We start from the raw sequence: 23,803 nt of genomic DNA, 5'->3' as shown, positions 1-23,803 counted from the left end.
GGTATCCTTCGGGCCCGCGCCCCATTCCGCGATCCGCATGACTCCCGATTCCATCGAACTCGCCGTCGTCGGCGGCACCGGCCTGTACGCGCTGGCCGGGCTGCAGGACGTCGAAGCCCACCAGCCGGTCACGCGCTACGGTACGCCGTCCGGGCCGGTCCGCGTCGGCACGCTGGCCGGTCGCCGCGTGGCCTTCCTGGCCCGCCATGGCGAGGGGCACTCGGTCCCGCCGCACCGGATCAACTACCGCGCCAACCTGGCTGCGCTGCAGATGCTGGGCGCCAGGCGGGTCCTGGCGCTCAATACCGTCGGCGGCATCGGCGAGCGTTTCGGCCCGCGCGTGCTCGCCTGTCCCGACCAGCTGATCGACTACACCTGGGGGCGGATCTCCACGCTGTGCGAGGAGCCGGGCACCGAGGTGCTGCACGTGGACTTCGGCGATCCCTACACCCCCGCGCTGCGCGCGCAGGTGCTGGAGGCGGCGCGTACCGCCGGCGTCGCGCTGGTCGACGGCGGCTGCTACGGCGCAACGCAAGGGCCGCGGCTGGAGACGAAGGCCGAGATCGCGCGCATGCGCCGCGACGGCTGCGACCTGGTCGGCATGACCGGGATGCCGGAAGCGGGACTTGCGCGCGAGCTGGGACTGGAATACGCCTGCCTGGCGATCGTCGCCAACTGGGCCGCGGGCGCAGGCCCGGATCCGGACGAGGTGATCACCCTCGAGGACGTGCTCGCCAACGTGGACGCCGCCTCGGCGGGCATCCCGGCGCTGGTCGCGGCCCTGTCGGGGCGGTGATTGCAACACTGCGTCTTGCTTTGCATACTCGGCTGGCGCGACCGGGCCAGCCAGCGTCCGGGCGGGCGCCACCAGCCATCACGAGGTTTGACGAGTCATGCAATACGGCACAGTGAAGTGGTTCAACGACGCCAAGGGATTCGGATTCATCGCGCCGGAAGACGGCAGCGCCGATGTCTTCGTGCACTACTCGGCGATCGATTCGAAGGGCTTTCGCAGTCTCCAGGAAGGCCAGCGTGTCCAGTACGAAGTCACCCAGGGTCCGAAGGGTGCGCAGGCGGCAGGGGTGCAGCCGGTCGCCTGAGGGCCGTCGGCAATGAGATCTTGAAGCCCCGCTCCGGCGGGGCTTTTTTCTGCGGTTTCCGCGTGCTTTCCGAGACGGTTGACCCAAGGGTGGTAGCACTCGGGCGTGGCCCGCTGGCGTGTCCGCGGGTCGATCGCGTCGCGGCCGTCGGGCCTGCTCCGCGGATGCCTCCCCCTTGATTCCGCCGCGCAGGCCCGGCGGCCACGACGCTGCCGGCTCCCGGTGGGTCGCGAACAGGACAAGCGCCGGGCGTCGGCACATCGGAATTGCACAGGATGCGGCGCTGACGTGCGGCGCGATCGAAGGGGGATCGGGATTGCGCAGTTTCAAGATGGTTGGCGGACACAACTTTTTCCGTCGCATCGGGGGATGCGGTTGAAACGGCGCATCGCCATCGTCGGCTACGGCAGTGCGGGGCAATGCGCTGCAGTGCTGCTCGAGCGCGACGGCCATCGCGTGGAGGTGTTCGAGCGGGTGCCGGAACCCGGGCCGGTGGGCGCGGGCTTCCTGCTGCAGCCCAGCGGGCTGCAGGTGCTGTGGCGGATGGGCCTGCTGCCGCAGGTGCTGGTGCATGGCGCGGTGGTCGAGCGCCTGTTCGGCGATACGCCTTGCGGGCGCGCGGTGATGGACATGCGCTACGACGGCCTGGATCCGCGCCTGGTGGGCATCGGCCTGCAGCGGGGCGCGCTGTTCTCGATCCTGTCCGACGCGTTCGACGGTCGACGCGACGTGCGCGCCGGCGTGGCGATCACCGGGCTGGAAGACGCGGGGCGGGTGCTGGTCGATGCCGCCGGCAGGCGCCACGGCCCCTACGACGTGGTGGTGGTGGCGGACGGCTCGGCCTCGCTGCTGCGCCGGGAAGTCGGACGCGTGCGGCTGGACAGGCCGTATCCCTGGGGCGCGCTGTGGTGCTTGGTGCCCGCGAGCGGCTGGCCGCACCTGCGCGAACTGCGCCAGCGCTACGTGGCGGCGCGGCGCATGGTCGGCCTGCTGCCGGTCGGGACGCGGCCGGGCGATGCCACGGCGCGACTGAGTTTCTTCTGGAGCCTGCCGACCACCACGTTCGATGCCTGGCAAGCGGGTGGCATGGAGGCGTGGAAGGCCGAGGTGGCGTCGCTGTGGCCCGAGGCCGCGCCGCTGCTGCGCGACGTGTGCGAGCCGTCCCGGCTGGCGCGCGCCAGCTACCGCGACAGCGTGGTGGCGCCGTGGCATCGCGGCCACGCGGTGCTGATCGGCGATGCGGCGCATGCGATGAGTCCGCAGCTGGGGCAGGGCGTGAACATGGCCCTGCTCGACGCGATGGCGCTGGCAACGGCCCTGCGCATCCACGGCGACGTCCACGATGCCCTGCACGCGCTGCAGCGCGAGCGACGTCGCCATGTCGGCATCTACCAGCGCTGGAGCCGCTGGCTGACGCCGATGTTCCAGTCCGACCTCGACACGGTGGCGCGCCTGCGCGATCTTGCACTGCGCCCGGCGGGGCGGTTGCCGTTGGCCAGGACGCATATGCTGCGGGTGTTGAGCGGGACCCAGCAGGGTCTGTTCGGCCGGATCGCGCTCGACGCGGGCTTCGTCGATGCGCTGGCTGCCGGCCGCCACCCGGAAGGAGGACAGGATGAGCGCAGCAGCCACCCATGCCGTGGAGAACCAGCCGCCTGAGTTCGCGGCGCGGGACCTGTGGCGGGACGACCTGGCGCTGCGCGAGGCGCTGCAGCGGGAAGGCGGCGCCGGTTTCGCCGATCTGGTCGCGGCCTACGGGGCGCTCGCGGGTGGGGAGCTGCTCGCGCTGTCGGGCGATGCGCATCGCGACCGGCCGCGGCTGCGCACGCACGACCGCTTCGGCCGGCGGATCGACACCGTCGAGTTCCATCCAAACTACCACCGCATCATGGGAGTGGCGATCGGCGGCGGCGTTGCCGGGCTGTCCTGGGCGCGACCGGAGCCGGGTGCGCACGTCGCGCGCGCGGCGCTGTCCTACCTGCACTACCAGGCCGAGCCCGGCAGCAGCTGTCCGCTGACCATGACCCATGCGGCGGTGCCGGTGCTGGCACGCGAGCCGTCGCTGCGCGAATGGAGCGAGAAGGTGGCGGCCTGCCGCTACGATCCGAGCGACTTGCCGATCGCCGACAAGCACGGCGTCACGCTCGGCATGGGCATGACCGAGAAGCAGGGCGGCAGCGACGTGCGCGCCAACGCCACCACGGCCACGCCGCAGTCCGGCGGCGACTACCTGCTGCGCGGACACAAGTGGTTCTTCTCGGCACCGATGAGCGACGGTTTCCTGGTGCTGGCGCAGGCGCCCGGCGGGCTGACCTGCTTCCTGATGCCGCGCCGGCTGCCGGACGGTGCGCTCAACGGCTTCCGGCTGATGCGGCTCAAGGACAAGCTCGGCGACTGGAGCAACGCCTCGTCCGAGATCGAGTTCGATGCCGCACGCGCGTGGCGCGTCGGCGACGAGGGGCGCGGGGTGGCGACCATCCTGCAGATGGTGATGCTCACCCGCCTGGACTGCATGCTGGGTTCGGCGGGGCTGATGCGCATGGCGCTGGCGCAGGCACTGCACCATTGCCGGCATCGCAAGGCATTCGGTCGGGCGCTGCTGGAGCAGCCGCTGATGCGCAACGTGCTGGCCGACCTCGCGATCGAGGCGGAGGCGGCGCTGGCGCTGTCGATGCGGGTGGCGCGCGCGGTGGATGCGGCGCCGCGCGATCCGGCCGAGGCCGCCTTCGCGCGGATCGCGACCGCGATCGGCAAGTTCTGGATCTGCAAGCGGGCGCCGGCCTTCGCCAACGAGGCGCAGGAGTGCCTGGGCGGGGCCGGCTACGTGGAGGAATCGCTGCTGCCGCGGCTGTACCGGCAGGCGCCGCTGAACTCGATCTGGGAAGGCAGCGGCAACATCCAGTGCCTGGACGTGCTGCGTGCGCTGTCGCGCGAGCCCGCCGCGGCTGCGGCGCTGCTGTCGCGGCTGGAGGCGGCGTCGGGACGCGATGCGGATTTCGATGCCGGACTCGATCGCCTGCGCGAGGCGCTGGCGATGCCCGAAGAGGCGGGCGCCCGCCGGCTGGTTGCGGCGATGGCGGTGCAGCTGCAGGCGGCGGTGCTGCTGGAGGCGGGAAGCCCCATCGCCAGCAAGTTCTGCCGCAGCCGCCTCGGTGGTACGGCGGGCGTGTATGGCGCGCTGGACCCCTCAACCGGTTTCGACGGGGTGCTTGAGCGGGCCAGTGGTGCCTGATCGGCTCTATCGGCGGTGCGAACAGGTTGCCGTGACCCAGGCGACGCGGTCATTCGGCGCCCCAGATTGGGCGGCATGTCCGTGGGCTGCACGGGAGCTTGGCGAGGCTCGAGCGGTGCAAGAGTGGCGCACGGGTGGCGCACACGCGGAGCCTGCTGGAGCTCGAGCGGCAGCTTGTGCGAGTGGCTCCTTGGCAGGTTGAGCAGAAATCGAACAGGAGATCGAGTGGAAGATCGAGGTTGCGTTAGCCGGTCGCGCGGGAGGTGAAGAGAGCGCCGTGGCCGGCGAGCCTTCGCAGTAGATGTCCCCTCTGTGCGCGCCACGCGCACGCCGCCTCCTTGTTCTGCTGCGAAGCCGCCGGCCAGGGGAGGCGACTCCGGGTGAGCTCCACGCCAGCACCTCCGGTGAATCCATGCAGGTACCCGTGGACTGGGCATGCATGGGGCCCGGTCATCGCGTTCCACTCGACGCCCCGGGGCTCCGCCCCTCCCCTCGCTTGCGGGGGGAGGTTGGGAGGGGGGGACGCTCCGCATCCGCGATCCTGAGAGCACGCATCACATCCAAAGAAGAAAACGCCGGCCGCGGGTTTCCCCACGACCGGCGTTCCTCGCGACTCACTTCGAAACGAAGTCCAGCAGATCCTGGTTGAGCCGGTCCTTGTGCGTATCCGTGATCCCATGCGGCGCGCCCGGATACAGGATCACCTCGGCGTGCGGCACGTACTTCGGTACCAGCCGCGCCGACAGCTCCGGCGGCACGATCTGGTCGTCGGCGCCGTGGATCACCAGGGTCGGCACGTCGAACTTCGCCAGGTCGCCGCGGAAGTCGGTCGCCGAGAACGCGGCGATTGATTCGTAGGTATTGCGGTGTCCGGCCTGCATGCCCTGCAGGTAGAAGGTCTGGACCAGGCCCTCGTTCCGGGCGGCGCCGGGACGGTTGAAGCCGAAGAACGGGCCCGAGGCGATGTCCAGGTACTGCTGCGCGCGGTTCTCCTGCGCGGCCTTGCGGAAACCGTCGAACAGCTCGATCGGCGCGCCACCCGGGTTGTCGTCGGTGCGCAGCATGAAGGGCGTGACCGCGCCCACCAGCACCGCCTTCTTCACCCGGCCGGTGCCGTGGCGGCCGATGTAGCGGGCGATCTCGCCGCCGCCGGTGGAAAAGCCCACCACGGTGGCGTCGCGCAGGTCGAGCGCGGTGATCACCGCCGCCAGGTCGTCGGCGTAGTGGTCCATGTCGTTGCCGTCCCATGGCTGGCTGGAGCGGCCATGGCCGCGGCGGTCGTGGGCGACCACGCGGTAGCCGTTGGAGGCCAGGAACAGCATCTGCGATTCCCAGCTGTCCGAGTTCAGCGGCCAGCCGTGGCTGAGGGTGACGACCGGGCCGTCCTTCGGGCCCCAGTCCTTGAAGTACAGGCGCACGCCGTCGGCGGTGACGACGTGGTCGCCTTCGACGGTGGCGGCACGGGCGGCGGCTTCCAGACTCGTGGGCGAGGGCGTTGCGGCAGTAGCGGCGCTGGCGGCGGCGAGGATGCCGGTCGCGAGGGTGCGGGTGATGGCGTTCATGGGATTCCTGTCTGTGGGGAGTGGGGGAAGTGGGGGTGGGGTGGCGTCAGTCGGCGATCGACAGCGTCACGTCGATGTTTCCGCGGGTCGCGTTGGAATAGGGGCAGACGATGTGCGCCTGCTCCACCAGCGACTGCAGCGTGTCGCGCTCGATGCCGGGGGCCGAGACGGTGAGCGCGGCCTCGATGCCGAAGCCCGTGGGGATCTGGCCGATGCCGACCTTGCCGGTGACGCTGGTGGACGCCGGCAGCTTCACCTTCTCGCGCGCGGCGACGAACTTCAGCGCGCCCAGGAAGCAGGCCGAGTAGCCCGCCGCGAACAGCTGTTCGGGATTGGTGCCGGGGCCGCCGGCGCCGCCGAGTTCGCGCGGGGTGGACAGCTGCACGTCGAGCGCGCCGTCGTCGGAACGGGCGCTTCCATCGCGTCCACCGGTGGCGGTGGCGGTGGCGGCGTAAAGGATTCGGTCGATGGCCATGGTGTCGCTCCTGTGGTGGATGGGCCGGGCAGGCTGCGCCGGTGAGACGTACTGTGCGGTCCCGGACGCGGCGCCTGGTGATGTAGAGTCCTGGAAACTTGTCCAGGAGTCCTGCGATGGCCGACCGGCTCGCCGCCCTGATGGCGCACTTCCCGGTCAGCGCCCACGTGTTCAACGCCGGGCCGCTGTGCGGGATCAATGCGGTCGAGGATCCTTCCGGGCGCGGGCAGCTGCACCTTGTGCGCGATGGCGCGGTCGAGGTGCAGTACGGGCGCGAGGCGCTGCAGGTCGAGCGCCCCAGCCTGCTGCTGTTCGCGCGGCCGCTCGCGCACCGCTTCGTCACCGATCCCGAACGCGGGGCCGACATGGTCTGCGCGCACCTGTCATTCGAGGGCGGAGCGGGCAATCCGATCGCCGCCTCGCTGCCGCCGCTGGTGTGCCTGCCGCTGGACGAGGTCGCGGGCGCGGCGCCGGTCCTGGGCCTGCTGTTCGAGGAGGCGTTCGAACAGCGCTGCGGCCGCATGGCGCTGGTGGAACGGCTGTTCGAGGTGGTGATGATCCAGGTGCTGCGCCAGCTGATGGAGCGCGACGGCCTGCGCGCCGGGATGTTGTCCGGACTCGCGCATCCGCGCCTGCGCGGCGCGCTGGCGGCGATGCACGACGCCCCCGCGCGCGAGTGGACGCTCGACGCCCTGGCGAACGCGGCCGGAATGTCGCGCAGCGTGTTCGCCGCGGCCTTCCGCGATACCGTCGGGACCACGCCGGGACAGTACCTGCAGGAATGGCGCATCGGCCTGGCGCAGCAGGCGCTGCGCCGCGGGCGGCCGCTCAAGGCGGTGGCGGCGGACGTGGGTTACGGCAGCGAGGCGGCGCTCTCGCGCGCGTTCAAGGCACAGACCGGGCGCTCGCCGCGCGAATGGCGCAGGGAACTGCGCGATCGCGACGAAGCCGCGTGGGCATCGAGCGGCGACGTTACGTCGCCGCAGCTGCGCCCCGCGCCTCGAGGCATGCCGCAGTCAACGCCTGCATCGCGGCCAGGTAAGGCCCGGGTCCGTGGCTTACGCGCGCAACGCCGAGCCGGGCCAGCGCATCGAACGCGGGACAGCCGGGCACCCACATGATGTTGACCGGCAGCGGCGAGCGGTGCACGACGCGCTCGATCAGCGCCGGGTCGACCAGCCCCGGTACGAACAAGCCGCTGGCGCCCGCCGCGGCATAGGCCTGCGCACGCGTCAGCGTGTCGTCGACCAGGGCGGCGTTGTGCGTCTCGGCGGGGCGCTGCAGGAACAGGTCGGTGCGGGCGTTGATGAAGAACGGCAGGCCGGCCGCATCGGCTGCGGCGCGTGCCTGGACGAGTCGCGCCGCCTGTTCATCCGGCGAACGTACGCCCGACACCAGTCCGTCCTCGAGGTTGCCGCCGACCGCGCCGGCGTCGATGGCGCGCGCGACGGTGTCGGCCGGATCGTCGTAGCCGCGTTCCAGGTCCACGGTCAGCGGCAGGTCGCTGACCGTGGCGATCCGCGCGACCGTCTCCAGGGTGGCCTCCAGCGGCAGCTGCTCGCCATCGCGCAGGCCGTGCGCCGCGGCCACCGACCAGCTGCTGGTGGCCAGTGCCTCGACCCCGCAGCCCGCGATGGTCCTCGCGCTGCCGGCGTCCCAGGCGTTGAACAGCAGCAGCGGCCGCGGGCCTTGGTGCAGGGCGTGCAGGCGACGGGCGAGCGGGGTGCGCGGATGCATGGCGTGGCTCCTGGCCGTATGGGTGCTGCGCAGGCTGCGCGCAGGGCATGCCGCCAGCAATGACGCGCAGGTCATGCCGGCATGACCCCGGGGTCATGGCAGCGGGGTGGCACGCGGCCGTATCCTCGCGGCATGGACGGTGCCCATCAGCGGCAGAGCAGCGACCTCGCTCCGGCGCCGGTCGGCGCGCGACTGCGCGCGTGGCGCAGTGCGCGGCACCTGAGCCAGCTCGAGCTGGCGCTGGCCGCCGACACCTCCGCGCGCCACCTGAGCTGCATCGAAACCGGCAAGTCGCGGCCGGGGCGCGAATTGCTGGGGCGGCTGGCCGACGCGCTGGAGATGCCGCTGCGCGAACGCAACGCGCTACTGCTCGACGCGGGTTTCGCGCCGCAGTTTCCCGAGACCGCGCTCGGGGCCCCGGTACTGGCGCGCATCGACCAGGCCATCGACGCGATACTGGCGCAGCAGTCGCCGTACCCGGCCTTCCTGATCAACCGCCGCTGGGACGTGCTGCGCGCCAACGACGCCGCCGCGCGGGTCAACCGGTTGATGCTCGGCGGGCGCGACAGCGCGCACGCCAATATCCTGCGCCAGTTCTTCGACCCGGCCGACCTGCGCGCGGCAATCGTCAACTGGGAGGAGGTGGCGGGCGAACTGATCCGGCACCTGCACGAGCAGGTCGCGGCCGTGCCCGGCGACCGCGGCGCGCGCGAGCTGCTCGACCAGATGCTGGCCTATCCAGGCGTGCCCGCGCGCTGGCGATTGCGCGATATCTCGGCGCCGCCGTCGCCGTTGCTGACGACCGTGCTGCGCCGGGATGGCGTCGAGCTGCGCTTCTTCTCGACGATCACCACCTTCGCCATGCCACGCGACATCACGCTGGACGAACTGCACATCGAGTGCTGCTTCCCGATGGACGATGCCACCGTGGCCCACTGCCGCGCGCTGGCCGCCGGCGCGGACGCGCCCGGCGTCAGTCGATGAACTGCAGCCGCGCCAGCTCGGCGTAGAGCCCGCCCTGGGCGAGCAGCTGCCCGTGCGTACCCTGGGCGACGATGCGGCCCTGGTCCATCACCACGATGCGGTCGGCCTTGAGGATGGTCGCCAGCCGGTGCGCGATCACCAGCGTGGTGCGGCCTTCCATCAGGTGCTCCAGCGCGGTCTGCACCGCGCGCTCGCTCTGCGCGTCGAGCGCCGAGGTGGCCTCGTCGAGCAGCAGGATCGGCGCGTCGCGCAGCAGGGCGCGGGCGATGGCGATGCGCTGCTGCTGGCCGCCCGACAGGCGCGCGCCGCGCTCGCCCAGCTGTTCGTCGTAGCCGTGGGGCAGGGCGGCGATGAACTCGTGCGCCTCGGCGGCGCGCGCGGCGGCCTCGACCTCGGCGTCGCTGGCGCCGAGGCGGCCGTAGCGGATGTTCTCCCGCGCGCTGGCGGCGAAGATCGTCGGGTGCTGCGGCACCAGCGCCATCGCCTCGCGCAGCGCCATCGGGTCCAGGGTGGCCACGTCGATGCCGTCGACGCGCACCGTGCCCGACTGCGGGTCGTGGAAGCGCAGCAGCATGGCCAGGATCGTGCTCTTGCCCGCGCCGGAGGGGCCGACCAGGGCGACGGTCTCGCCCGGCGCCACCTCGAGGTCGAAGTCGTGCAGCGCCGGTGCTTCGGGCCGCGAGGGATAGTGGAACGTCACGCCCTCCAGTCGCAGCGCGCCGCGCAGCGGTTGCGGCAGCGCCGCCGGCTGCGCCGCGACCGTGATGCCGCTGCGTTCGCCCAGCAGCTCGCTGATCCGGCCCATGCCGCCGGCCGCGCGCTGCAGTTCGTTCCACACTTCCGCCAGCGCGCCCACCGAGCCGGCACCCAGCAGCGCGTACAGCACGAACTGGCCCAGCGTGCCGGCGGTCATCTCGCCGCGGATCACGTCGTGCGCGCCCGACCACAGCACCAGGATGATCGCGCCGAAGATCAGCGAGATCGCCACCGCGGTGACCAGCGACTGCACGCCGATGCGGCGCCGCGCGGTGTCCACCGACAGCGCCACCGCGCCGGCGAAGCGTTCGCGCTCGTAGTCCTCGCGCGCGTGCGACTGCACGGTGCGGATCGCGCCCAGCGACTCGGCGGCCAGCGAGTTGGCGTCGGCCACGCGGTCCTGCGCCTGGCGCGAGATCTTCTGCAGCCGGCGCCCGCCGAGCACCAGCGGCAGCACGAACAGCGGGATGCCCACAAGGGCCCAGCCCGCCAGCTTCGGCGCGGTGACCACCAGCATCACCACGCTGCCCAGCACGGTGACCACGCTGCGCAGGGCCACCGACATGGTCGAGCCGATCACGCTGCGCAGCAGTTCGGTGTCCGCGCTCAGGCGCGAGACCAGTTCACCGCTGCGGCTGCGTTCGAAGAAGTCCTGGTCCAGGCCCACCAGGTGCGCGTACAGGCGGTTGCGCAGGTCGGCGACCACGCGTTCGCCCAGCAGCGAGACGAAGAAGAAGCGCGCGGCGGTGGCGAAGGCCAGCGCCAGCGCCACCAGCAGCACCATGGCGAAGGTGGCGTCGATGTTGCTGCCGCTGCTGAAGCCCTGGTCGATCACGTGGCGCACCGCCACCGGCAGCGCCAGGGTGGCGGTGGAGGAGGCGGCCAGCGCCACCAGCCAGGCGGCGAACAGCCGCTTCTGGCGCATGACGAAGGGCCAGAGCGTGCGCAGCGAGCCGATCGGGGCCTTGCCGGCGCCGGGCGCGGGGTCGCGGGCGCCGGTGCGCCGGTCGTGGGAGAACGCCATCAGCCTTCGTCGTCGAATCGTGCCCGGTCACGGGTGGCGTCGCGGAGCCGGATTTTCAAGGCGTCGGCCTGGTCGGCCGGCAGTTCGAGCGCAATCCGGGCCCCGTCCGCATCGAAGCTTTCCCCGAGCTTGGCGGCCGAGAACGACGGCAGCAGGTGGTGCAGCAGGGACACGTCCTCGAACGGCACGTGGACGCGCAGCTGCGCGGTTTCGAGCAGTGGCGTGCGCGGCGCCGTTCGCAGGCACTCGGCGGCCGACCCGCCGTAGGCGCGCACCAGGCCCCCGGCGCCGAGCTTGATCCCGCCGTACCAGCGCGTCACCACCACCATCACCCGGTCGAAGCCCTGGCCGTCGATCGCCGCCAGGATCGGCCGGCCTGCGGTGCCGGCCGGCTCGCCGTCGTCGCTGCTGCGGTAGTCGCCGCCCAGCCGCCATGCCCAGCAGTTGTGGGTGGCGTCGGGCACGGCCACCTCGCGCAGGAATGCGGCCGCGTCCGCGGCCGAGTCGATCGGCGCGCCCCGGGCGAGGAAGCGGCTGTGCTTGACCTCGATGACGTGCTGCACCGGCGCAGCAAGGGTGTCCAGCGTCATTCGTCGAGCAGCGGGCGCAGGTCGGCCGGCACCTTTGCGTGGGGATGGCGGCGCATGAACTCGCGCAGGCTGGCGCGCGCTGCGTCCACCTCGCCGCCTTCGCGCAGCTCGCGAATGCGCTGCAGCCAGTGCTCGCGCACCTCGGGCGAATCGGCCGAGGCGGGCGGACGGTCGTCCAGCGGCTGGTCGGCCACCACGTCGAATCCGGCCGCCTCTTCGGCGCGGGTGCCGGTGACCACGATCTGCTCCACCGCAGGCGCGGGCGCCTTCGTGCGTGCCGCGTCGCCGGACGCGGCCGCGGGCGCCGGTGCCGGTGCCGGAGGGGCAGGTGGCGCGGGCGGCGGAGGCGGCGGCACGAATTCGATGGCCTCGTCCTGCGAGGCAGTGGTCCTGGTGCGCAGCGGTTCCACGGCGCGTTGCGGCGGTGCGGCCGCCACCTGGGCCGGCGCCGCGACGGCGGCCGCTGGCCGTGCCTGGCGTCGGGCAGCGTCCTCCGCCGCGTGCCCGCGTGCGCGGGCCTGTCGCGCTTCCGCTTCGGCGCGGGCTTCGCGTTCGGCCGCCTGCCGTGCCGGCGTGGTCTCCCCAGGCGCGGCCGCCGCGACGGGAGGCCCTTCCGCCAGCGGCCGGGCGCGCACGGTATCGCCACCGGAACCGGGCGGTTCGGGTGCATCGACGACCGCGACCGGCGCTTCTTCCGCAGCGGGCATGCTCGACACCGCCGCCGGTATGTCGCCGCGCTCCGCAGGCGCGGGCAGTACCTGGCTGTCCGGCTGCGGCCGCAGCTGCCAGGCCACGCCCACCGCCACCGCCAGCGAGGCGGCCAGGCCGATCGACACGGGCCAGCGTGGGCGCGCGCGCCGTGGCGCCGCCGGCCTGGACGTGGCGCCCGCGCCGCCCGCACCGCGGGCCATGGCCAGGATCCGGGCGTCGAGTTCGGGCGAGGGTGCGGCGGTCGACTCCAGCCGCGACAGGCGCTGGGCCATCCCGCGCTCGTCCGGCGACAGCGGGTCGTGCTCGCGGCGGCTCATGGCGCCACGCTCCCCAGCCGCGCGCGCAGCTTGTCCATGGCGTAGCGCAGGCGCGACTTCACCGTTTCCCGGCCCACGCCGGTCACCCGGCCGATCTCCTCCAGGCTCAGCTCCTGCTCCAGCCGCAGCGCGATCACCTCGCGCTGTTCCGGCGGCAGTTCGTCCAGCGCCAGCTGCAGCCGTCGGCGCTGCTCGAATTCGGACAGCTGCCGCTCCGGCGTGTCCGGGTCGGGCACGCGCGCGGTGCGCTCGTCCGCGTCGGCCGGCGCCGGCGGCCGGTGCTGCTGGGCGCGCCAGTGGTCGGCCAGGCGGTTGTGGGCGATGCGGAACAGCCAGGTGCTGAAGGCCGCGTCCGGGGTCCAGCCGGCGCGGGCGCCAATCAGCTTCTGCCAGACGTCCTGGAACAGTTCGTCGGCCAGCGCGGGGTCGCGCAGCTGGCGGACGAGAAAGCGGTAAAGGCGGAGCCGGTAGCGGCCGTAAAGGATGTCGAATGCCGCCGCGTCGCCGCCGGCATAGGCCAGCATCAGCGCTTCGTCGCTGGGGTCGGGGTCGCTGGCGGGCGCGGCTTCGTTCACCTGCGGCAGGGTAAGCGCTGGCCCGGTGCGAGTGAAGCCGCGCGGCTGCGACGGGGACGCTGGCAGGGGGAGGGGGAAAGCGGACATGTGCATGGCGAACGGTCGGCGGGGGCGGACGGGGTTGCCGGTTCGCGTGCCGGTTCCCGTTATGCTTTTCCGATGGAGGTGTCGTAACCGTGAATATCCCCGTGGTCGAGGCGCACATCCGGGACCCCGGGGAGCAGGCCGGATTGACCGTCCTTGGCCCGCTGCTCGCGCGGACCCTGCCGCCGGGTGCGGCCGTGGCGGTGGGCTGGGACGACCCGCTGCTGGGTGCCGGCATCTCCCTGGGCGGCGCGGCCACGCCGGCCCCGGCCGAGGCGGTGGCGACCCTGCTGGCCGGCGGCGAGCCGGCCGGCGGCCGCCACGACCTGGCCCTGTGCTGGACGGTCGAGACCGCCCGCGTCGCGCTGGCGGTGCAGCCCGGGCGACGCATCCCCGCCACCCTGCGCGAGGGCTGGACCGGCCTGGCGCGCGGCACCATCGATGCCCACTTCGCCAGCGCCCGCGCGCAGTCGCGCTTCGAGGGCCTGCGCAAGTCCGAGCGGCTGCGCCAGGCGCTCTACGAGATCGCCGACCTGTCGGGCGCCAAGCTCGACATGCAGGAGATGCTGGCGCGGATCCACGCCATCGTCGGCACCCTGATGCCGGCCGAGAACTTCTACATCGTGCGCTACGACGACGAGCGCGAAACGCTGTGCTTCCTGTACTTCGTCGACCAGCACGATCCCTGGGTCGCCGATCCGGACCAGGAGATCCCGCTGGCGGAGATGTCCAGCAGCCTGACCGTGGCGATGCTGCGCCACGGCCAGCCGATGCTGGGGCCTTCGGTGCAGGTGCGGCGCGCGCTGGGCGTGGAAACCGATCCGGCGCACGGTCCCGACAGCGCCGACTGGCTGGGCGTGCCGATGCGGCGCGACGGCTGCGTCAGCGGCGCGATCGTGGTGCAGAGCTACGACCAGCCCGGGCGCTATACCCAGGAAGACCGGGCCCTGCTCGAGTTCGTGGCCCAGCACATCCTCACCGCGCTCGACCGCAAGTCCGCGCAGGAGGAACTGGAGCGCCGCGTCGAGGAGCGCACCCGCGAGCTGCAGCACGCCAACTGGGTGCTGGAGGCCGAGATCGTGGAACGCGAGCGCGCCGAGCGACTGCAGCGCGCGCTGTTCCGGATCAGCGAGCTGTCGATCACCGCCGGCAGCATCGAGCGTTTCTACGCCGACGTGCACGGGATCATCGACGAGCTGCTGGACGCGCGCAATTTCTACATCGCCCTGCTGTCGGAGGACGGCTCGGCGCTCGAGTTCCCCTATTCGGTCGACGAGCGCGACCCGGTACGGCGTCCGCGGCGGCTGGGCACCGGCCTGACCGAATACGTCATCCGCACCGGCCAGGCCCTGCTGGTGGACCGCTATGGCATGGAGCAGCTCGAGCAGGCCGGCCAGGTGCGCAGCCACGGTTCCCTGGCGCACTGCTGGCTGGGCGTACCGCTGAGCCGCGACGGCATCACCTGCGGCGTGATCGCCGTGCAGAGCTACGGCACCGACGTCGGTTTCACCCCGGCCGACCAGGACCTGCTGACCTTCGTTGCCCACCACGTCGACGGCGCGCTGGCGCGCAAGCGCACCCAGGAGGCGCTCAAGGCCACCCACGCCGAACTTGAATTCCGGGTCGAGGCGCGCACGCGCGAACTCGAGCAGGCCAACCGCGAACTGCGCGCGCAGATCGGCGAGCGCGTGCGCGCCCAGCAGCGCCTGACCCACCAGGCCCGCCACGACGACCTCACCGGCCTGCCCAACCGCGTGTTCCTGCTCGATCGCCTCGACGCGATGATGCGGCGCATGCACGAGCCGGGGCGGCAGCCCTTCGCCGTGCTGTTCCTCGACCTCGACCGCTTCAAGCTCATCAACGACTCGATGGGCCATGCCGCCGGCGATGCGATGCTGATCGAGATCGGCCGCCGCATCCGCGCGGCGATCGGCACCGAGGACGTGGTCGCGCGGCTGGGCGGCGACGAGTTCGCGATCGTGCTGGCCGCCGCCGACGCGCAGTCGGCCGAATCGCGCGCCGCCCGGATCCTGCGCAAGCTCGGCCGCTCGATGTGGGTGGCCGGGCGCGAGCTGTTCCCCTCGGCCAGCATCGGCATCGCCCTGTGGCAGCCGCGCTACCGCCACGCCGACGAACTGCTGCGCGACGCCGACGCCGCCATGTACCGCGCCAAGGCCCGCGGCCGCGACCGCAGCGCGCTGTTCGACGAGGAGATGCGCGCCGAGGCGATGCGCCTGCTGGACCTGGAAGCCGACCTGCGTCGAGCGATCCAGCGCGAGGCCTTCGAGCCGCACTTCCAGCCCATCGTGCGACTGACCGACGGCGCGGTGGTCGGGCACGAAGCGCTGCTGCGCTGGAAGCACGAGCTCCACGGCTGGCTGCCGCCGTCGGAGTTCCTGCGCGTGTGCGAGGACAGCGGCCTGATCGAACAAGTGGACTGGCTGCTGTACCGGCGCGTGGTGGCGTGGATGGCGGCCAACCCCGGCGGCTACGTCTCGATCAACGTCTCGCCGCGGCACTTCCACGCCGAGGATTTCGCCGAACGCCTGCTGCGCATCGCCGACGAGGCGGGCGTGGACCCGCACCGGCTGCGCATCGAGATCACCGAGGGCGCGCTGCTCGACGACGCGCCGCGCGCCGCGCGCATCCTCGGCACCCTGCGCGCGCAGGGCGTGCTGGCGCAGCTGGACGACTTCGGCACCGGCTTCTCGGCGCTGTCGTACCTGCACCGCTTCCCGATCCAGGCGCTGAAGATCGACCAGAGCTTCATCGCCGGCCTGGCCGGCGAGAGCCAGGCCGAAAGCCTGGCCCTGGTGCGCGCGATCCTGGCCCTTGCCGGCACCCTCGGCATCGACACCATCGGCGAGGGAGTGGAAACCCAGCAGCAGCGCCAGCTGCTGTGCGAACTGGGCTGCGCCTACGGCCAGGGCTACCTGTTCGGCCGGCCGCAGCCCATCAAGGCCGCGGCCGGCACGCCGGCGCCCCTGCTGCTGCCCGCCTGATCAGGGCGCGACCGGCGGCGGGTCCGGCTGCGCCGGTTCGCTGCCGGCGACCATGCGCGCGGCGTCCTCGACCAGTCCGGCGAATTCGGCGCGCAGCTGCCAGGGGTCGTCGCCGAGCGCCTGCTTCGCGTTCCCGGCGATCTCCGCCCAGTCCCACTGGCCCAGGTGCCTGCCCCCGCGCAGCGCATCGGCGAAGGCCGCCACCGTCGCAGCGAAGCGCATCGACTCGCCGGGCTGCGCACGCAGGTGCGCGCGCGTCACCGGAGTCTCGATCAGCCGGCTCTGCGTTTCGCCGGGGCGCTTGTAGCGCAGGCGCAGGTGGGCGAATTCGCCGGCGGTGGCCGACGCGGCAGCCTGCGCCGGCTGGCCGTAGCGCAGTGCCGGAAGCTGCCCGGCTCCCGAGCTGGCCAGGGCGATCTCGTACAGCGCGGTGACTTCGTGGCCGGCGCCGATGTCGCCCGCGTCGACCCTGTCGTTGGCGAACTCCTCGCGCGCGAGCAGACGGTTTTCGTAACCGATCAGGCGGTACTCCGACACCAGCGCAGGGTTGAACTCGATCTGGATCTTCACGTCCTGGGCGATGGTGAGCAGGGTCGAGGACATTTCCTCCACCAGCACCTTGCGCGCTTCCTGCAGGGTGTCGATGTAGGCATGGTTGCCGTCGCCGGCATCGGCGAGGCGCTCGGCGAGGTGGTCGTTGTAGTTGCCCTGCCCGAAGCCGAGCGTGGTCAGCGCGATGCCGGAACTGCGCTGGTCGGCCACCAGGGCTTCCAGCGAGCCGCCATCGATGGTGCCGACGTTGAAATCGCCGTCGGTCGCCAGCAGCACGCGGTTCACGCCGCCGTCCATGTAGGCGCGGCGCGCCATCGCGTAGGCCAGCTGGATGCCGTCACCGCCGTTGGTGCTGCCGCCGGCTTCCAGCCGCTCCAGCGCGGCGAGGATCTCGTCCTTGCGGTCGCCCGGCGTGGGCGGCAGCACCAGCCCGGCCGAACCGGCGTAGACCACGATCGAGACGCGGTCCTGCGCGCGCAGCTGGCCGGTGAGTTCGGCGAAGGCGCGCTTGAGCAGCGGCAGCTTGTCCGGCGCGTTCATCGAGCCGGAGGTGTCGATCAGGAACACCAGGTTGGCCGGTGGCAGTTCCGCCCTGGGCACGTCGTAACCCTTGATGCCGATCATCAGCAGGTGGCGGCGTGCGTCCCAGGGGGCCGGTGCGAGTTCGGTCGTGGCGCGGAATGGAGTGTCCAGCGAGTCCGGGCCGGGATGGCCGTAATCGAAGTAGTTGATGAACTCCTCGGCGCGGACGGCGTCCGGTGGCGGCCGGTTGCCGAAGCGCAGCATGCGCCGCACGTTGCTGTAGCTGCCGGTGTCGACATCGATCGAGAACGTCGATACCGGCTGCTCGCTCGTGCGCCGCACGGGATTGTCCTGGCGCTCGGCGTATCGCTCGGTGTTGGCGGGCTGGGCGTAGTAGGGCGGCGGCGCAGGCGGGGCGGGCATCGCCACGAGCGCGGCGGGCATGGCCGCATGGCGTTGGTGCAGGGCGGCGCTGCGGGCCTGTTCGGCCCGGGCGCGCGTTCCGCTGACGACGATGGAATCGGGCTGGGCATCGTGGGCGGCTGCGGGCGGCGCCTCGGCCACGGAATCGGAGCGGGTGCTGCAGGCGGTGGCGGCGATCGCGGCGACCAGGGCGAGGGCGAGAACATGGCGATGCATGGCGGTGCTCCGTGGTGGACCGGAGCTTGAACGCCTGTGATGGGGGAATGGGGTTGCTCCGGTGGGTCCGGGGAGACGGAACGGATCCGGTGCTGCGCGCCCCCACCCCAGCCCTCCCCCGCGAGCGGGGGAGGGAGCAGGTGCGCAGGGAAACCACCGCGGGGATGAGCCAGGCACGGAGGAGGAACCATGTACGGAGGAGGAGGCAGCGCGAGGAGGAGGCAGTGCGAGGAGGAGGCAGTGCGAGGAGGAGGCAGTGCGAGGAGGAGGCAGTGCGAGGAGGAGGCAATGCGAGGAGGAGGCAGGACAATGAGGAGGCAGGCGCGGGAGGTACGCGTGGGTGAGGGGAGGTAGCAGGCCGCGGAGGGGCGCTGTCTCCCTCCCCCGCAGGCGGGGGAGGGTTGGGGTGGGGGCCGCCGGAGCCACCGCTGTTGCAGCGACCATCCTATGCATCCACGCCACCGAACGCCGTCCCATCCAACGCCACCCGCTGGCACAAACGCTTTCCGCGCCCCGCGCCGCCAGCCCCGATAATCCACCCATGCCGATCGATACCCGCCCACCCGCCATCGCCCTGATGGGCCCGACCGCCTCGGGCAAGACCGCGCTCGCCCTGGACTGGGCGCAGCGCTTCGGTGGCGAGATCGTCAGCGTCGATTCGGCCCTGGTCTATCGCGGCCTCGACATCGGTTCGGCCAAGCCCGACGCCGATGAACGCGCCCGCGCACCGCACCACCTGCTCGACCTGCGCGATCCATGGGAGACCTACTCGGCCGCCGACTTCGCCCGCGACGCACGCGCGGCCCTCGACGGCATCCTCGCCCGCGGCCGCCTGCCGATCCTCGCCGGCGGTACCGGCCTGTATTTCCAGGCCCTGCTGCGCGGACTCTCGCCCATGCCGGAGGCCGATCCGGCCATGCGCGCCGCGATCGCACGGGAAGCGGCGCAGCGCGGCTGGGCCGCACTGCACGGCGAACTCGCCCGGGTCGATCCCGCCGCCGCCGCGCGCATCCAGCCCGGCGATCCGCAGCGCATCCAGCGCGCACTCGAAGTGTTCCGCCTCAGCGGCCGTCCGATCAGCGCCTGGCAGGCGGCGCCGTCCACCGATCCGAAGCTGCCGGTGCGCGTGCTGCGCCTGGTCATCGCCCCGGACGATCGCGCCGTGCTGCATGCGCGCATCGCCCGGCGCTTCGACGCGATGCTTGCGGCCGGCCTGCTCGACGAGGTTCGGGGCCTGCGCGCGCTGCCGCGGCTCGCCGCGCACCCGGCGCCGCTGGACCTGCCCGCCATCCGCGCGGTGGGCTACCGCCAGGCCTGGGAGCACCTCGACGGCGCCTGCGACGTCGCGGAGTTCCGCGAGCGCGGCATCGCCGCGACCCGCCAGCTGGCCAAGCGCCAGCTGACCTGGTTGCGCGGCGAGCTGGACGCACTGTGGTTCGACCCGGAGGGGCAGGGCGCCGCCGTCGACCGCGCGGTGACCCGGTTCCTCGGCCGCGACTGATTCCCTCGCGCCGCTCGGGGGCGCCCCGCGCGGCGCAGCCCACCGATGGGCCATGCAAGCCCTGCCCGCGCGCCCGGCGGGTGGCGCGGCCCGCCGTGGTTCGCGGCGGCATCGGGGCCGGGCGCAATGCCGCGGTGGCTGGCAGGACACCATCGAGGTTCGCGTCAGCGTCCCGCGCCGGTGGCGCCGGGCTCCCGGCAGCCGTGGGCGGGCCCCGAACGGGTCGTTCGCGGGCCTTTTCCGGCTTTTGTGACGCCATCGCCGCGCATTCCGCCCCTGGCGCGGCCGGTTGTGTACCATCCGGGGTGTTGCCGCCGCCGGGGATGCTGCGGGTCGGGCAATGCGGCCGGGGATGCCCGAGGGCGCCGGCCGGATACAACAATAACCAAGCTGGGGAAACACCGATGTCCAAGGGACAGTCCTTGCAGGATCCTTTCCTGAATGCGCTTCGGCGCGAGCGCGTACCCGTCTCGATCTACCTGGTGAACGGCATCAAGCTGCAGGGCGTGATCGAATCCTTCGACCAGTTCGTGGTCCTGCTGCGCAATACCGTCAGCCAGATGGTCTACAAGCACGCCATCTCCACCGTGGTGCCGGCGCGCAACGTGCGCGTGGGGCCGGGCGGCGGCGTGGTCCAGGCCACCGAAGGCGGCGAAGACGCCCCGGCCGACCCGGCCTGAAGCCGGTCCGGGGCGCCGCGTGCGCCCCGGCGGTTGAAGTCCGGCACCACGGCCTCCATCTCGGCAGCCTGAGCCGACCGCCGAGATCCGATGCCGACCCAACTGTTCGAGCGCTCCCGCAAGGGCGAACACGCGCTGCTGATCCAGCCCCATGCCGGAGGCGCGCCCGACGACGCCGAACTGGAAGAGTTCGCCGAACTGGCGCGTTCGGCTGGTGCCACCGTCGCCACGGTGCTGACCGCGCGCATCGACAAGCCCAATCCGGCGCTGCTGATCGGCACCGGCAAGCTCGACGAGGTGAAGGCCGCCTGCGAGGCTACCGGCGCCGACCTGGTGCTGGTCAACCACCACCTCACCCCGGGCCAGGAGCGCAACCTGGAAAAGGCGCTGGAGCGGCGCGTGGTCGACCGTACCGGCCTGATCCTGGACATCTTCGCCCAGCGCGCCCGCAGCCACGACGGCAAGCTGCAGGTCGAACTGGCCCAGCTCAAGCACATGGCCACGCGCCTGGTGCGCGGCTGGACCCACCTCGAGCGCCAGCGCGGCGGCTCGATCGGCCTGCGCGGCCCCGGCGAGACCCAGCTCGAAACCGACCGCCGCCTGCTGCAGAAGCGGGTGGACATGCTGCAGAAGCGCCTGGCCAAGGTGCAGGTGCAGCGCGACCAGATGCGCCGCGCCCGCGTGCGCAGCGAGGTCCCGCGCGTGGCCCTGGTGGGCTACACCAACGCCGGCAAGTCGACCCTGTTCAATGCCCTGACCGGCGCCGACGCCTACGCCGCCGACCAGCTGTTCGCCACCCTGGACCCGACCGTGCGCCGCATCGCCCTTGCCAGCGGCCCGCTGGTGCTGGCTGACACGGTGGGCTTCGTGCGCGACCTGCCGCACGAGCTGGTGGCCGCGTTCCGTTCGACCCTGTCCGAGGCGCGCGAGGCCGACCTGCTGCTGCACGTGATCGACGCCGCCGACCCGCTGCGCGAGGAGCGCATCCGCCAGGTGGACGCGGTGCTGGCGGAGATCGGCGCGGGCGATATCCCGCAGCTGCTGGTGTTCAACAAGATCGACCGGATCGAGGGTGCGCAGGCCCGTCGCGACGCCCCCGACCCCGGCGACGGCGAGCCGGCGTTGCCCGGCGATACCGTGGCCGTCGGCCGCGAGCGGGTCTGGATTTCGGCCCGCGACGGCCTCGGCCTGGACCTGCTGCAGCAGGCCCTGTCGCAGCGCCTGGCCCAGCGCCGGATCGTGGCCGAGCTGGCCCTGGGACCGGAGTCCGGACGCCTGCGCGCGCGCCTGCACCAGCTCGACGCGGTGCGCGGCGAGACCCACGACGAGCACGGCTGGCGCCTGCAGGTGGACCTGTCCGAGGCCGATGCCGCGCGCCTGGCCGCGCAGGCCGACGGCGCCGCCCTGCGCCCGCTCTTGCCGGAACTCGAGCCCGACCCCACCCTGTAAACTTACCGACCCGCTGGCGCTGAGCCGGCCCTTCCGCGACCGGGTGCGATCCGGTGCGCGCCGGGCCGTCCGCACCCGCACCCGCTACACGATGCGCCACCCGGTGGCGGCGCACCCAGACTGGAGCAGGCATGGCCTGGAACATTCCCGGCAAGAACAACGGCGAGCGGCCCGAACGTCCGCGCCCCGGCGGCGATGGCCGCAATCCCTGGCCGCCGAAGCGGCGCCGCAGCGGCGGCGGGCTCGGCGACCTGGGCGACCGGCTGCGCGGCCTGTTCGGCGGCGGCCCCGGCGGCGGCAGCCCGCTGCGCTGGATCGCCATCGCCCTGGTGCTGTGGCTGGTGTTCAACTGCTTCGTGCTTATCGGCGAGCAGCAGCGCGGCGTGGTGCTGCGCTTCGGCCAGGTGGCCCGGGTGATGCAGCCGGGTCCCAACTTCAAGGCGCCGTGGCCGATCGAGACGGTGACCAAGGTCGACGCCACCACGGTGCGCACCTTCACCAACAGCCTGCCGGTGCTGACCCGCGACGAGAACATCGTGACCGTCTCGTTCAACGTTCAGTACCGCGTCAGCGATCCGGAACTGTTCCTGTTCGGCACCCAGAACGCCACCCGCGTGCTGGAGCAGATCGCGCAGAGCGCGGTGCGCGAGCAGATCGGCCGCGCCGACCTGGACACCGCGCTCAACGCACGCGGCCCGCTGTCGGTGGCCGCCTCGACCGCGCTGCAGGCCTCGCTGGAGGCCTACCGCACCGGCCTGGTGGTGACCGAGCTCAACCTGCAGGACGCGCGTCCGCCGGAGGAGGTCAAGCCGGCCTTCGACGAGGTCAACAGCGCCCAGCAGACCAACGAGCGCCTGGTCAACGAAGCCCGCGCCTACGCCGCGCGCGTGGTGCCCGAAGCGCGCGGCGACGCGCAGCGCCTGCGCACCACCGCCGAGGGCTACAAGACCGCCGCCGTGGCCCGCGCCACCGGTGACGCCGAGCGCTTCAGCCTGCTGGTGGACGAGTACCGCAACGCGCCCGACGTGACCCGCAAGCGACTGTGGCTGGAAACCGTGCAGGACGTGCTGGCCGACAACCGCACCGTTGTCGGCGGCGACGGCCGCCAGCTGATCTACGTGCCGATGACCCAGCAGCCCGAGACCGCGTCCTCCTCCGGCACCCAGCAGCCGCCCGTGCTGCCGCCGGAGATCGTGATGCCGGCCAACGGCGCCGGCAGCGAATCGACCCTGCCGCGGCCCACCCGTGGCGCCCGCGGTGAAGGAGGCAACCGATGAGACTCAACCTGATCGCCCCCATCATCGTCGCGGCCCTGCTGCTGCTGATGGGCTCGGTATACGTGGTGCGCGAAGGCCAGACCGCGCTGGTGCTCAACCTGGGCCGCGTGGCCCGCACCGACATCGGCCCGGGCCTGCATTTCAAGATCCCGCTGGTGGAAACTGCGCGCGTGTTCGACCGCCGCTTTTACGCGGCCGAGTTCTCGCCCGAGCGCTACCTCACCTCCGAGCGCAAGGACGTGAGCGTGGACTTCGTCGCGATCGGACTGATCAGCGACGTGGCCGACTTCTACCGCGCCACCGGCGGGCAGATGGAGCTGGCCAGCGACCGCCTCGCCCCGATCATCAAGGACTCGCTGCGCAACGAGATCAACGCCCGCACCCTGCAGCAGCTGGTGTCCGGCGACCGCTCGGAGATCATCGCCAGGCAGCTGGAAGGCATCAACGAGGCCGCCAAGACGCTGGGCATGCGGGTGATCGACATCCGCCTCAAGCAGATCGACCTGCCCACCGACAGCGACGTCATCGCCCAGGTCTACGACCGCATGCGCGCCGAACGCCGCCAGGTGGCCAGCCGCCTGCGCGCCGAGGGCGAGGAGCAGGCCCGCATCATCCGCGCCCAGGCCGACCGCGAGCGCACCGTGCTGGTGGCCGAGGCCGAGCGCGACGCGCAGAAGCTGCGAGGCGAGGGCGATGCCGAGGCCACCCGCATCTACGGCCAGGCCGCGAGCCGCGACCCGTCGTTCTACGCGTTCCAGCGCAGCCTCGAGGCCTATCGCGCGGCGTTCGCCGACGGCAACGGCGTGATCGTGCTCGAGCGCAACGACCCGTTCCTGCAGTACATGCGCAGCGACCGCTGACATGGCGCGCGCCTCGACGGGAGGCAGCGCGCTCCGCACCGGACCGTGACGGGCACGCCCAGCGGCGTGCAACCCGGTCTTTCCTTCCCCCGCTTGCGGGGGAAGGTGCCGAAGGCCGATGGGGGCGCCGCTCCGATCGCCGCGTCCTCACTCCACCAGCCAAGGAACCCGCCC

At 72.4% G+C, this 23,803-nt stretch carries 18 protein-coding genes and 2 pseudogenes; 12 read left to right on the top strand and 8 right to left on the bottom strand.

Annotated features, from left to right (window positions below):
• Positions 1 to 37: 37 nt before the first annotated feature.
• From ACFQ2D_RS12955 to ACFQ2D_RS12940, 4 genes are all read left to right on the top strand, one after another.
• Positions 38 to 796, top strand: coding sequence for an S-methyl-5'-thioinosine phosphorylase (locus ACFQ2D_RS12955; RefSeq protein WP_280942101.1), 759 nt, complete (start codon positions 38 to 40; stop codon positions 794 to 796).
• Positions 797 to 893: 97 nt separating this feature from the next.
• Positions 894 to 1,100, top strand: a complete 207-nt coding sequence (locus ACFQ2D_RS12950) for a cold-shock protein (RefSeq protein ID WP_146386873.1) — start codon at positions 894 to 896, stop codon at positions 1,098 to 1,100.
• A gap of 369 nt (positions 1,101 to 1,469) precedes the next feature.
• Positions 1,470 to 2,759 (top strand): FAD-dependent oxidoreductase, encoded by a 1,290-nt coding sequence (locus ACFQ2D_RS12945; protein WP_280942102.1) that lies wholly within the window; start codon positions 1,470 to 1,472, stop codon positions 2,757 to 2,759.
• Positions 2,716 to 4,332, top strand: a complete 1,617-nt coding sequence (locus ACFQ2D_RS12940) for an acyl-CoA dehydrogenase family protein (protein WP_280942103.1) — start codon at positions 2,716 to 2,718, stop codon at positions 4,330 to 4,332. Before ACFQ2D_RS12945 ends, ACFQ2D_RS12940 begins: the two co-directional genes overlap by 44 nt.
• 614 nt (positions 4,333 to 4,946) lie before the next feature.
• Here the strand turns inward: ACFQ2D_RS12940 and ACFQ2D_RS12935 are convergent.
• Together ACFQ2D_RS12935 and ACFQ2D_RS12930 are read right to left on the bottom strand one after the other, a co-directional pair.
• Positions 4,947 to 5,894 (bottom strand): alpha/beta fold hydrolase, encoded by a 948-nt coding sequence (locus ACFQ2D_RS12935; protein ID WP_280942104.1) that lies wholly within the window; start codon positions 5,892 to 5,894, stop codon positions 4,947 to 4,949.
• Positions 5,895 to 5,940: 46 nt separating this feature from the next.
• Complete coding sequence (locus tag ACFQ2D_RS12930; protein ID WP_280942105.1) at positions 5,941 to 6,369, bottom strand: organic hydroperoxide resistance protein; 429 nt, start codon at positions 6,367 to 6,369, stop codon at positions 5,941 to 5,943.
• 116 nt (positions 6,370 to 6,485) lie between these two features.
• Here ACFQ2D_RS12930 and ACFQ2D_RS12925 point away from each other — a divergent pair.
• A pseudogene (locus ACFQ2D_RS12925) lies at positions 6,486 to 7,304 on the top strand (cupin domain-containing protein); the annotation flags it as partial.
• Between the two features lie 37 nt (positions 7,305 to 7,341).
• Here the strand turns inward: ACFQ2D_RS12925 and ACFQ2D_RS12920 are convergent.
• Positions 7,342 to 8,106 carry an isocitrate lyase/PEP mutase family protein gene (locus ACFQ2D_RS12920; RefSeq protein WP_280942106.1) on the bottom strand — a complete coding sequence of 255 codons (765 nt, stop codon included), beginning with the start codon at positions 8,104 to 8,106 and terminating at the stop codon, positions 7,342 to 7,344.
• 132 nt (positions 8,107 to 8,238) lie between these two features.
• On the opposite strand from ACFQ2D_RS12920, the gene ACFQ2D_RS12915 reads away from it, so the two are divergent.
• Positions 8,239 to 9,090 carry a helix-turn-helix domain-containing protein gene (locus ACFQ2D_RS12915; RefSeq protein WP_280942107.1) on the top strand — a complete coding sequence of 284 codons (852 nt, stop codon included), beginning with the start codon at positions 8,239 to 8,241 and terminating at the stop codon, positions 9,088 to 9,090.
• On the opposite strand, the pseudogene ACFQ2D_RS12910 reads toward ACFQ2D_RS12915, so the two are convergent.
• The 4 genes and pseudogenes from ACFQ2D_RS12910 to ACFQ2D_RS12895 form a co-directional block, all read right to left on the bottom strand.
• Positions 9,080 to 10,839 (bottom strand): annotated as a pseudogene (locus tag ACFQ2D_RS12910) (ABC transporter transmembrane domain-containing protein); the annotation flags it as partial. The gene ACFQ2D_RS12915 and the pseudogene ACFQ2D_RS12910 sit on opposite strands and share 11 nt — an antisense overlap.
• Positions 10,840 to 10,869: 30 nt before the next feature.
• Complete coding sequence (locus ACFQ2D_RS12905; RefSeq protein ID WP_280942108.1) at positions 10,870 to 11,460, bottom strand: IMPACT family protein; 591 nt, start codon at positions 11,458 to 11,460, stop codon at positions 10,870 to 10,872.
• Positions 11,457 to 12,488, bottom strand: a complete 1,032-nt coding sequence (locus ACFQ2D_RS12900) for a hypothetical protein (RefSeq protein WP_280942109.1) — start codon at positions 12,486 to 12,488, stop codon at positions 11,457 to 11,459. Before ACFQ2D_RS12900 ends, ACFQ2D_RS12905 begins: the two co-directional genes overlap by 4 nt.
• On the bottom strand, positions 12,485 to 13,063 hold the full coding sequence (locus ACFQ2D_RS12895) for an RNA polymerase sigma factor (RefSeq protein ID WP_280942110.1): 579 nt from the start codon (positions 13,061 to 13,063) through the stop codon (positions 12,485 to 12,487). The genes ACFQ2D_RS12900 and ACFQ2D_RS12895 overlap by 4 nt, the downstream gene beginning before the upstream one ends.
• 176 nt (positions 13,064 to 13,239) lie before the next feature.
• On the opposite strand from ACFQ2D_RS12895, the gene ACFQ2D_RS12890 reads away from it, so the two are divergent.
• On the top strand, positions 13,240 to 16,149 hold the full coding sequence (locus ACFQ2D_RS12890; protein WP_280942111.1) for a bifunctional diguanylate cyclase/phosphodiesterase: 2,910 nt from the start codon (positions 13,240 to 13,242) through the stop codon (positions 16,147 to 16,149).
• Here the strand turns inward: ACFQ2D_RS12890 and ACFQ2D_RS12885 are convergent, their stop codons facing one another.
• Entirely contained in the window at positions 16,150 to 17,862 is a 1,713-nt protein-coding gene (locus ACFQ2D_RS12885; protein WP_280942112.1) for a vWA domain-containing protein, read from the bottom strand. It abuts the gene before it with no gap.
• A 541-nt stretch (positions 17,863 to 18,403) separates the two neighbouring features.
• Here ACFQ2D_RS12885 and miaA point away from each other — a divergent pair.
• The 5 genes from miaA (at position 18,404) to hflC (ending at position 23,629) form a co-directional block, all read left to right on the top strand.
• A complete protein-coding gene (miaA, locus tag ACFQ2D_RS12880) occupies positions 18,404 to 19,363 on the top strand; it encodes a tRNA (adenosine(37)-N6)-dimethylallyltransferase MiaA (RefSeq protein ID WP_280942113.1) in 960 nt (319 codons plus the stop codon).
• Positions 19,364 to 19,767: 404 nt separating this feature from the next.
• Positions 19,768 to 20,043: an RNA chaperone Hfq gene (gene hfq, locus ACFQ2D_RS12875; protein WP_280942114.1), complete on the top strand. Its 276-nt coding sequence runs from the start codon at positions 19,768 to 19,770 to the stop codon at positions 20,041 to 20,043.
• Between the two features lie 102 nt (positions 20,044 to 20,145).
• The gene (hflX, locus tag ACFQ2D_RS12870; protein ID WP_280942122.1) at positions 20,146 to 21,492 is read left to right on the top strand and encodes a ribosome rescue GTPase HflX; all 1,347 of its coding nucleotides are present in this window, start codon (positions 20,146 to 20,148) and stop codon (positions 21,490 to 21,492) included.
• Positions 21,493 to 21,623: 131 nt separating this feature from the next.
• Positions 21,624 to 22,769: an FtsH protease activity modulator HflK gene (gene hflK / locus ACFQ2D_RS12865; RefSeq protein ID WP_280942115.1), complete on the top strand. Its 1,146-nt coding sequence runs from the start codon at positions 21,624 to 21,626 to the stop codon at positions 22,767 to 22,769.
• Positions 22,766 to 23,629, top strand: a complete 864-nt coding sequence (gene hflC, locus ACFQ2D_RS12860; RefSeq protein WP_280942116.1) for a protease modulator HflC — start codon at positions 22,766 to 22,768, stop codon at positions 23,627 to 23,629. The genes hflK and hflC overlap by 4 nt, the downstream gene beginning before the upstream one ends.
• Positions 23,630 to 23,803 lie beyond the last annotated feature (174 nt).

Source organism: Luteimonas composti (assembly GCF_042678665.1).
In the GTDB taxonomy this organism is placed as follows: Bacteria; Pseudomonadota; Gammaproteobacteria; order Xanthomonadales; family Xanthomonadaceae; genus Luteimonas; species Luteimonas composti.
Note: the sequence above shows the minus strand (reverse complement) of the source record. Positions and strands in the feature narration are given on the sequence as shown.

What these genes read in the sequence shown, in the direction of transcription:
- ACFQ2D_RS12955 (WP_280942101.1), top strand. Translation starts at nt 38, where the DNA reads ATGACTCCCGATTCCATCGAACTCGCCGTCGTCGGCGGCACCGGCCTG.
- ACFQ2D_RS12950 (WP_146386873.1), top strand. Translation starts at nt 894, where the DNA reads ATGCAATACGGCACAGTGAAGTGGTTCAACGACGCCAAGGGATTCGGA.
- ACFQ2D_RS12945 (WP_280942102.1), top strand. Translation starts at nt 1,470, where the DNA reads ATGCGGTTGAAACGGCGCATCGCCATCGTCGGCTACGGCAGTGCGGGG.
- ACFQ2D_RS12940 (WP_280942103.1), top strand. Translation starts at nt 2,716, where the DNA reads ATGAGCGCAGCAGCCACCCATGCCGTGGAGAACCAGCCGCCTGAGTTC.
- ACFQ2D_RS12935 (WP_280942104.1), bottom strand. Translation starts at nt 5,894, where the DNA reads ATGAACGCCATCACCCGCACCCTCGCGACCGGCATCCTCGCCGCCGCC.
- ACFQ2D_RS12930 (WP_280942105.1), bottom strand. Translation starts at nt 6,369, where the DNA reads ATGGCCATCGACCGAATCCTTTACGCCGCCACCGCCACCGCCACCGGT.
- ACFQ2D_RS12920 (WP_280942106.1), bottom strand. Translation starts at nt 8,106, where the DNA reads ATGCATCCGCGCACCCCGCTCGCCCGTCGCCTGCACGCCCTGCACCAA.
- ACFQ2D_RS12915 (WP_280942107.1), top strand. Translation starts at nt 8,239, where the DNA reads ATGGACGGTGCCCATCAGCGGCAGAGCAGCGACCTCGCTCCGGCGCCG.
- ACFQ2D_RS12905 (WP_280942108.1), bottom strand. Translation starts at nt 11,460, where the DNA reads ATGACGCTGGACACCCTTGCTGCGCCGGTGCAGCACGTCATCGAGGTC.
- ACFQ2D_RS12900 (WP_280942109.1), bottom strand. Translation starts at nt 12,488, where the DNA reads ATGAGCCGCCGCGAGCACGACCCGCTGTCGCCGGACGAGCGCGGGATG.
- ACFQ2D_RS12885 (WP_280942112.1), bottom strand. Translation starts at nt 17,862, where the DNA reads ATGCATCGCCATGTTCTCGCCCTCGCCCTGGTCGCCGCGATCGCCGCC.
- miaA (WP_280942113.1), top strand. Translation starts at nt 18,404, where the DNA reads ATGCCGATCGATACCCGCCCACCCGCCATCGCCCTGATGGGCCCGACC.
- hfq (WP_280942114.1), top strand. Translation starts at nt 19,768, where the DNA reads ATGTCCAAGGGACAGTCCTTGCAGGATCCTTTCCTGAATGCGCTTCGG.
- hflK (WP_280942115.1), top strand. Translation starts at nt 21,624, where the DNA reads ATGGCCTGGAACATTCCCGGCAAGAACAACGGCGAGCGGCCCGAACGT.
- hflC (WP_280942116.1), top strand. Translation starts at nt 22,766, where the DNA reads ATGAGACTCAACCTGATCGCCCCCATCATCGTCGCGGCCCTGCTGCTG.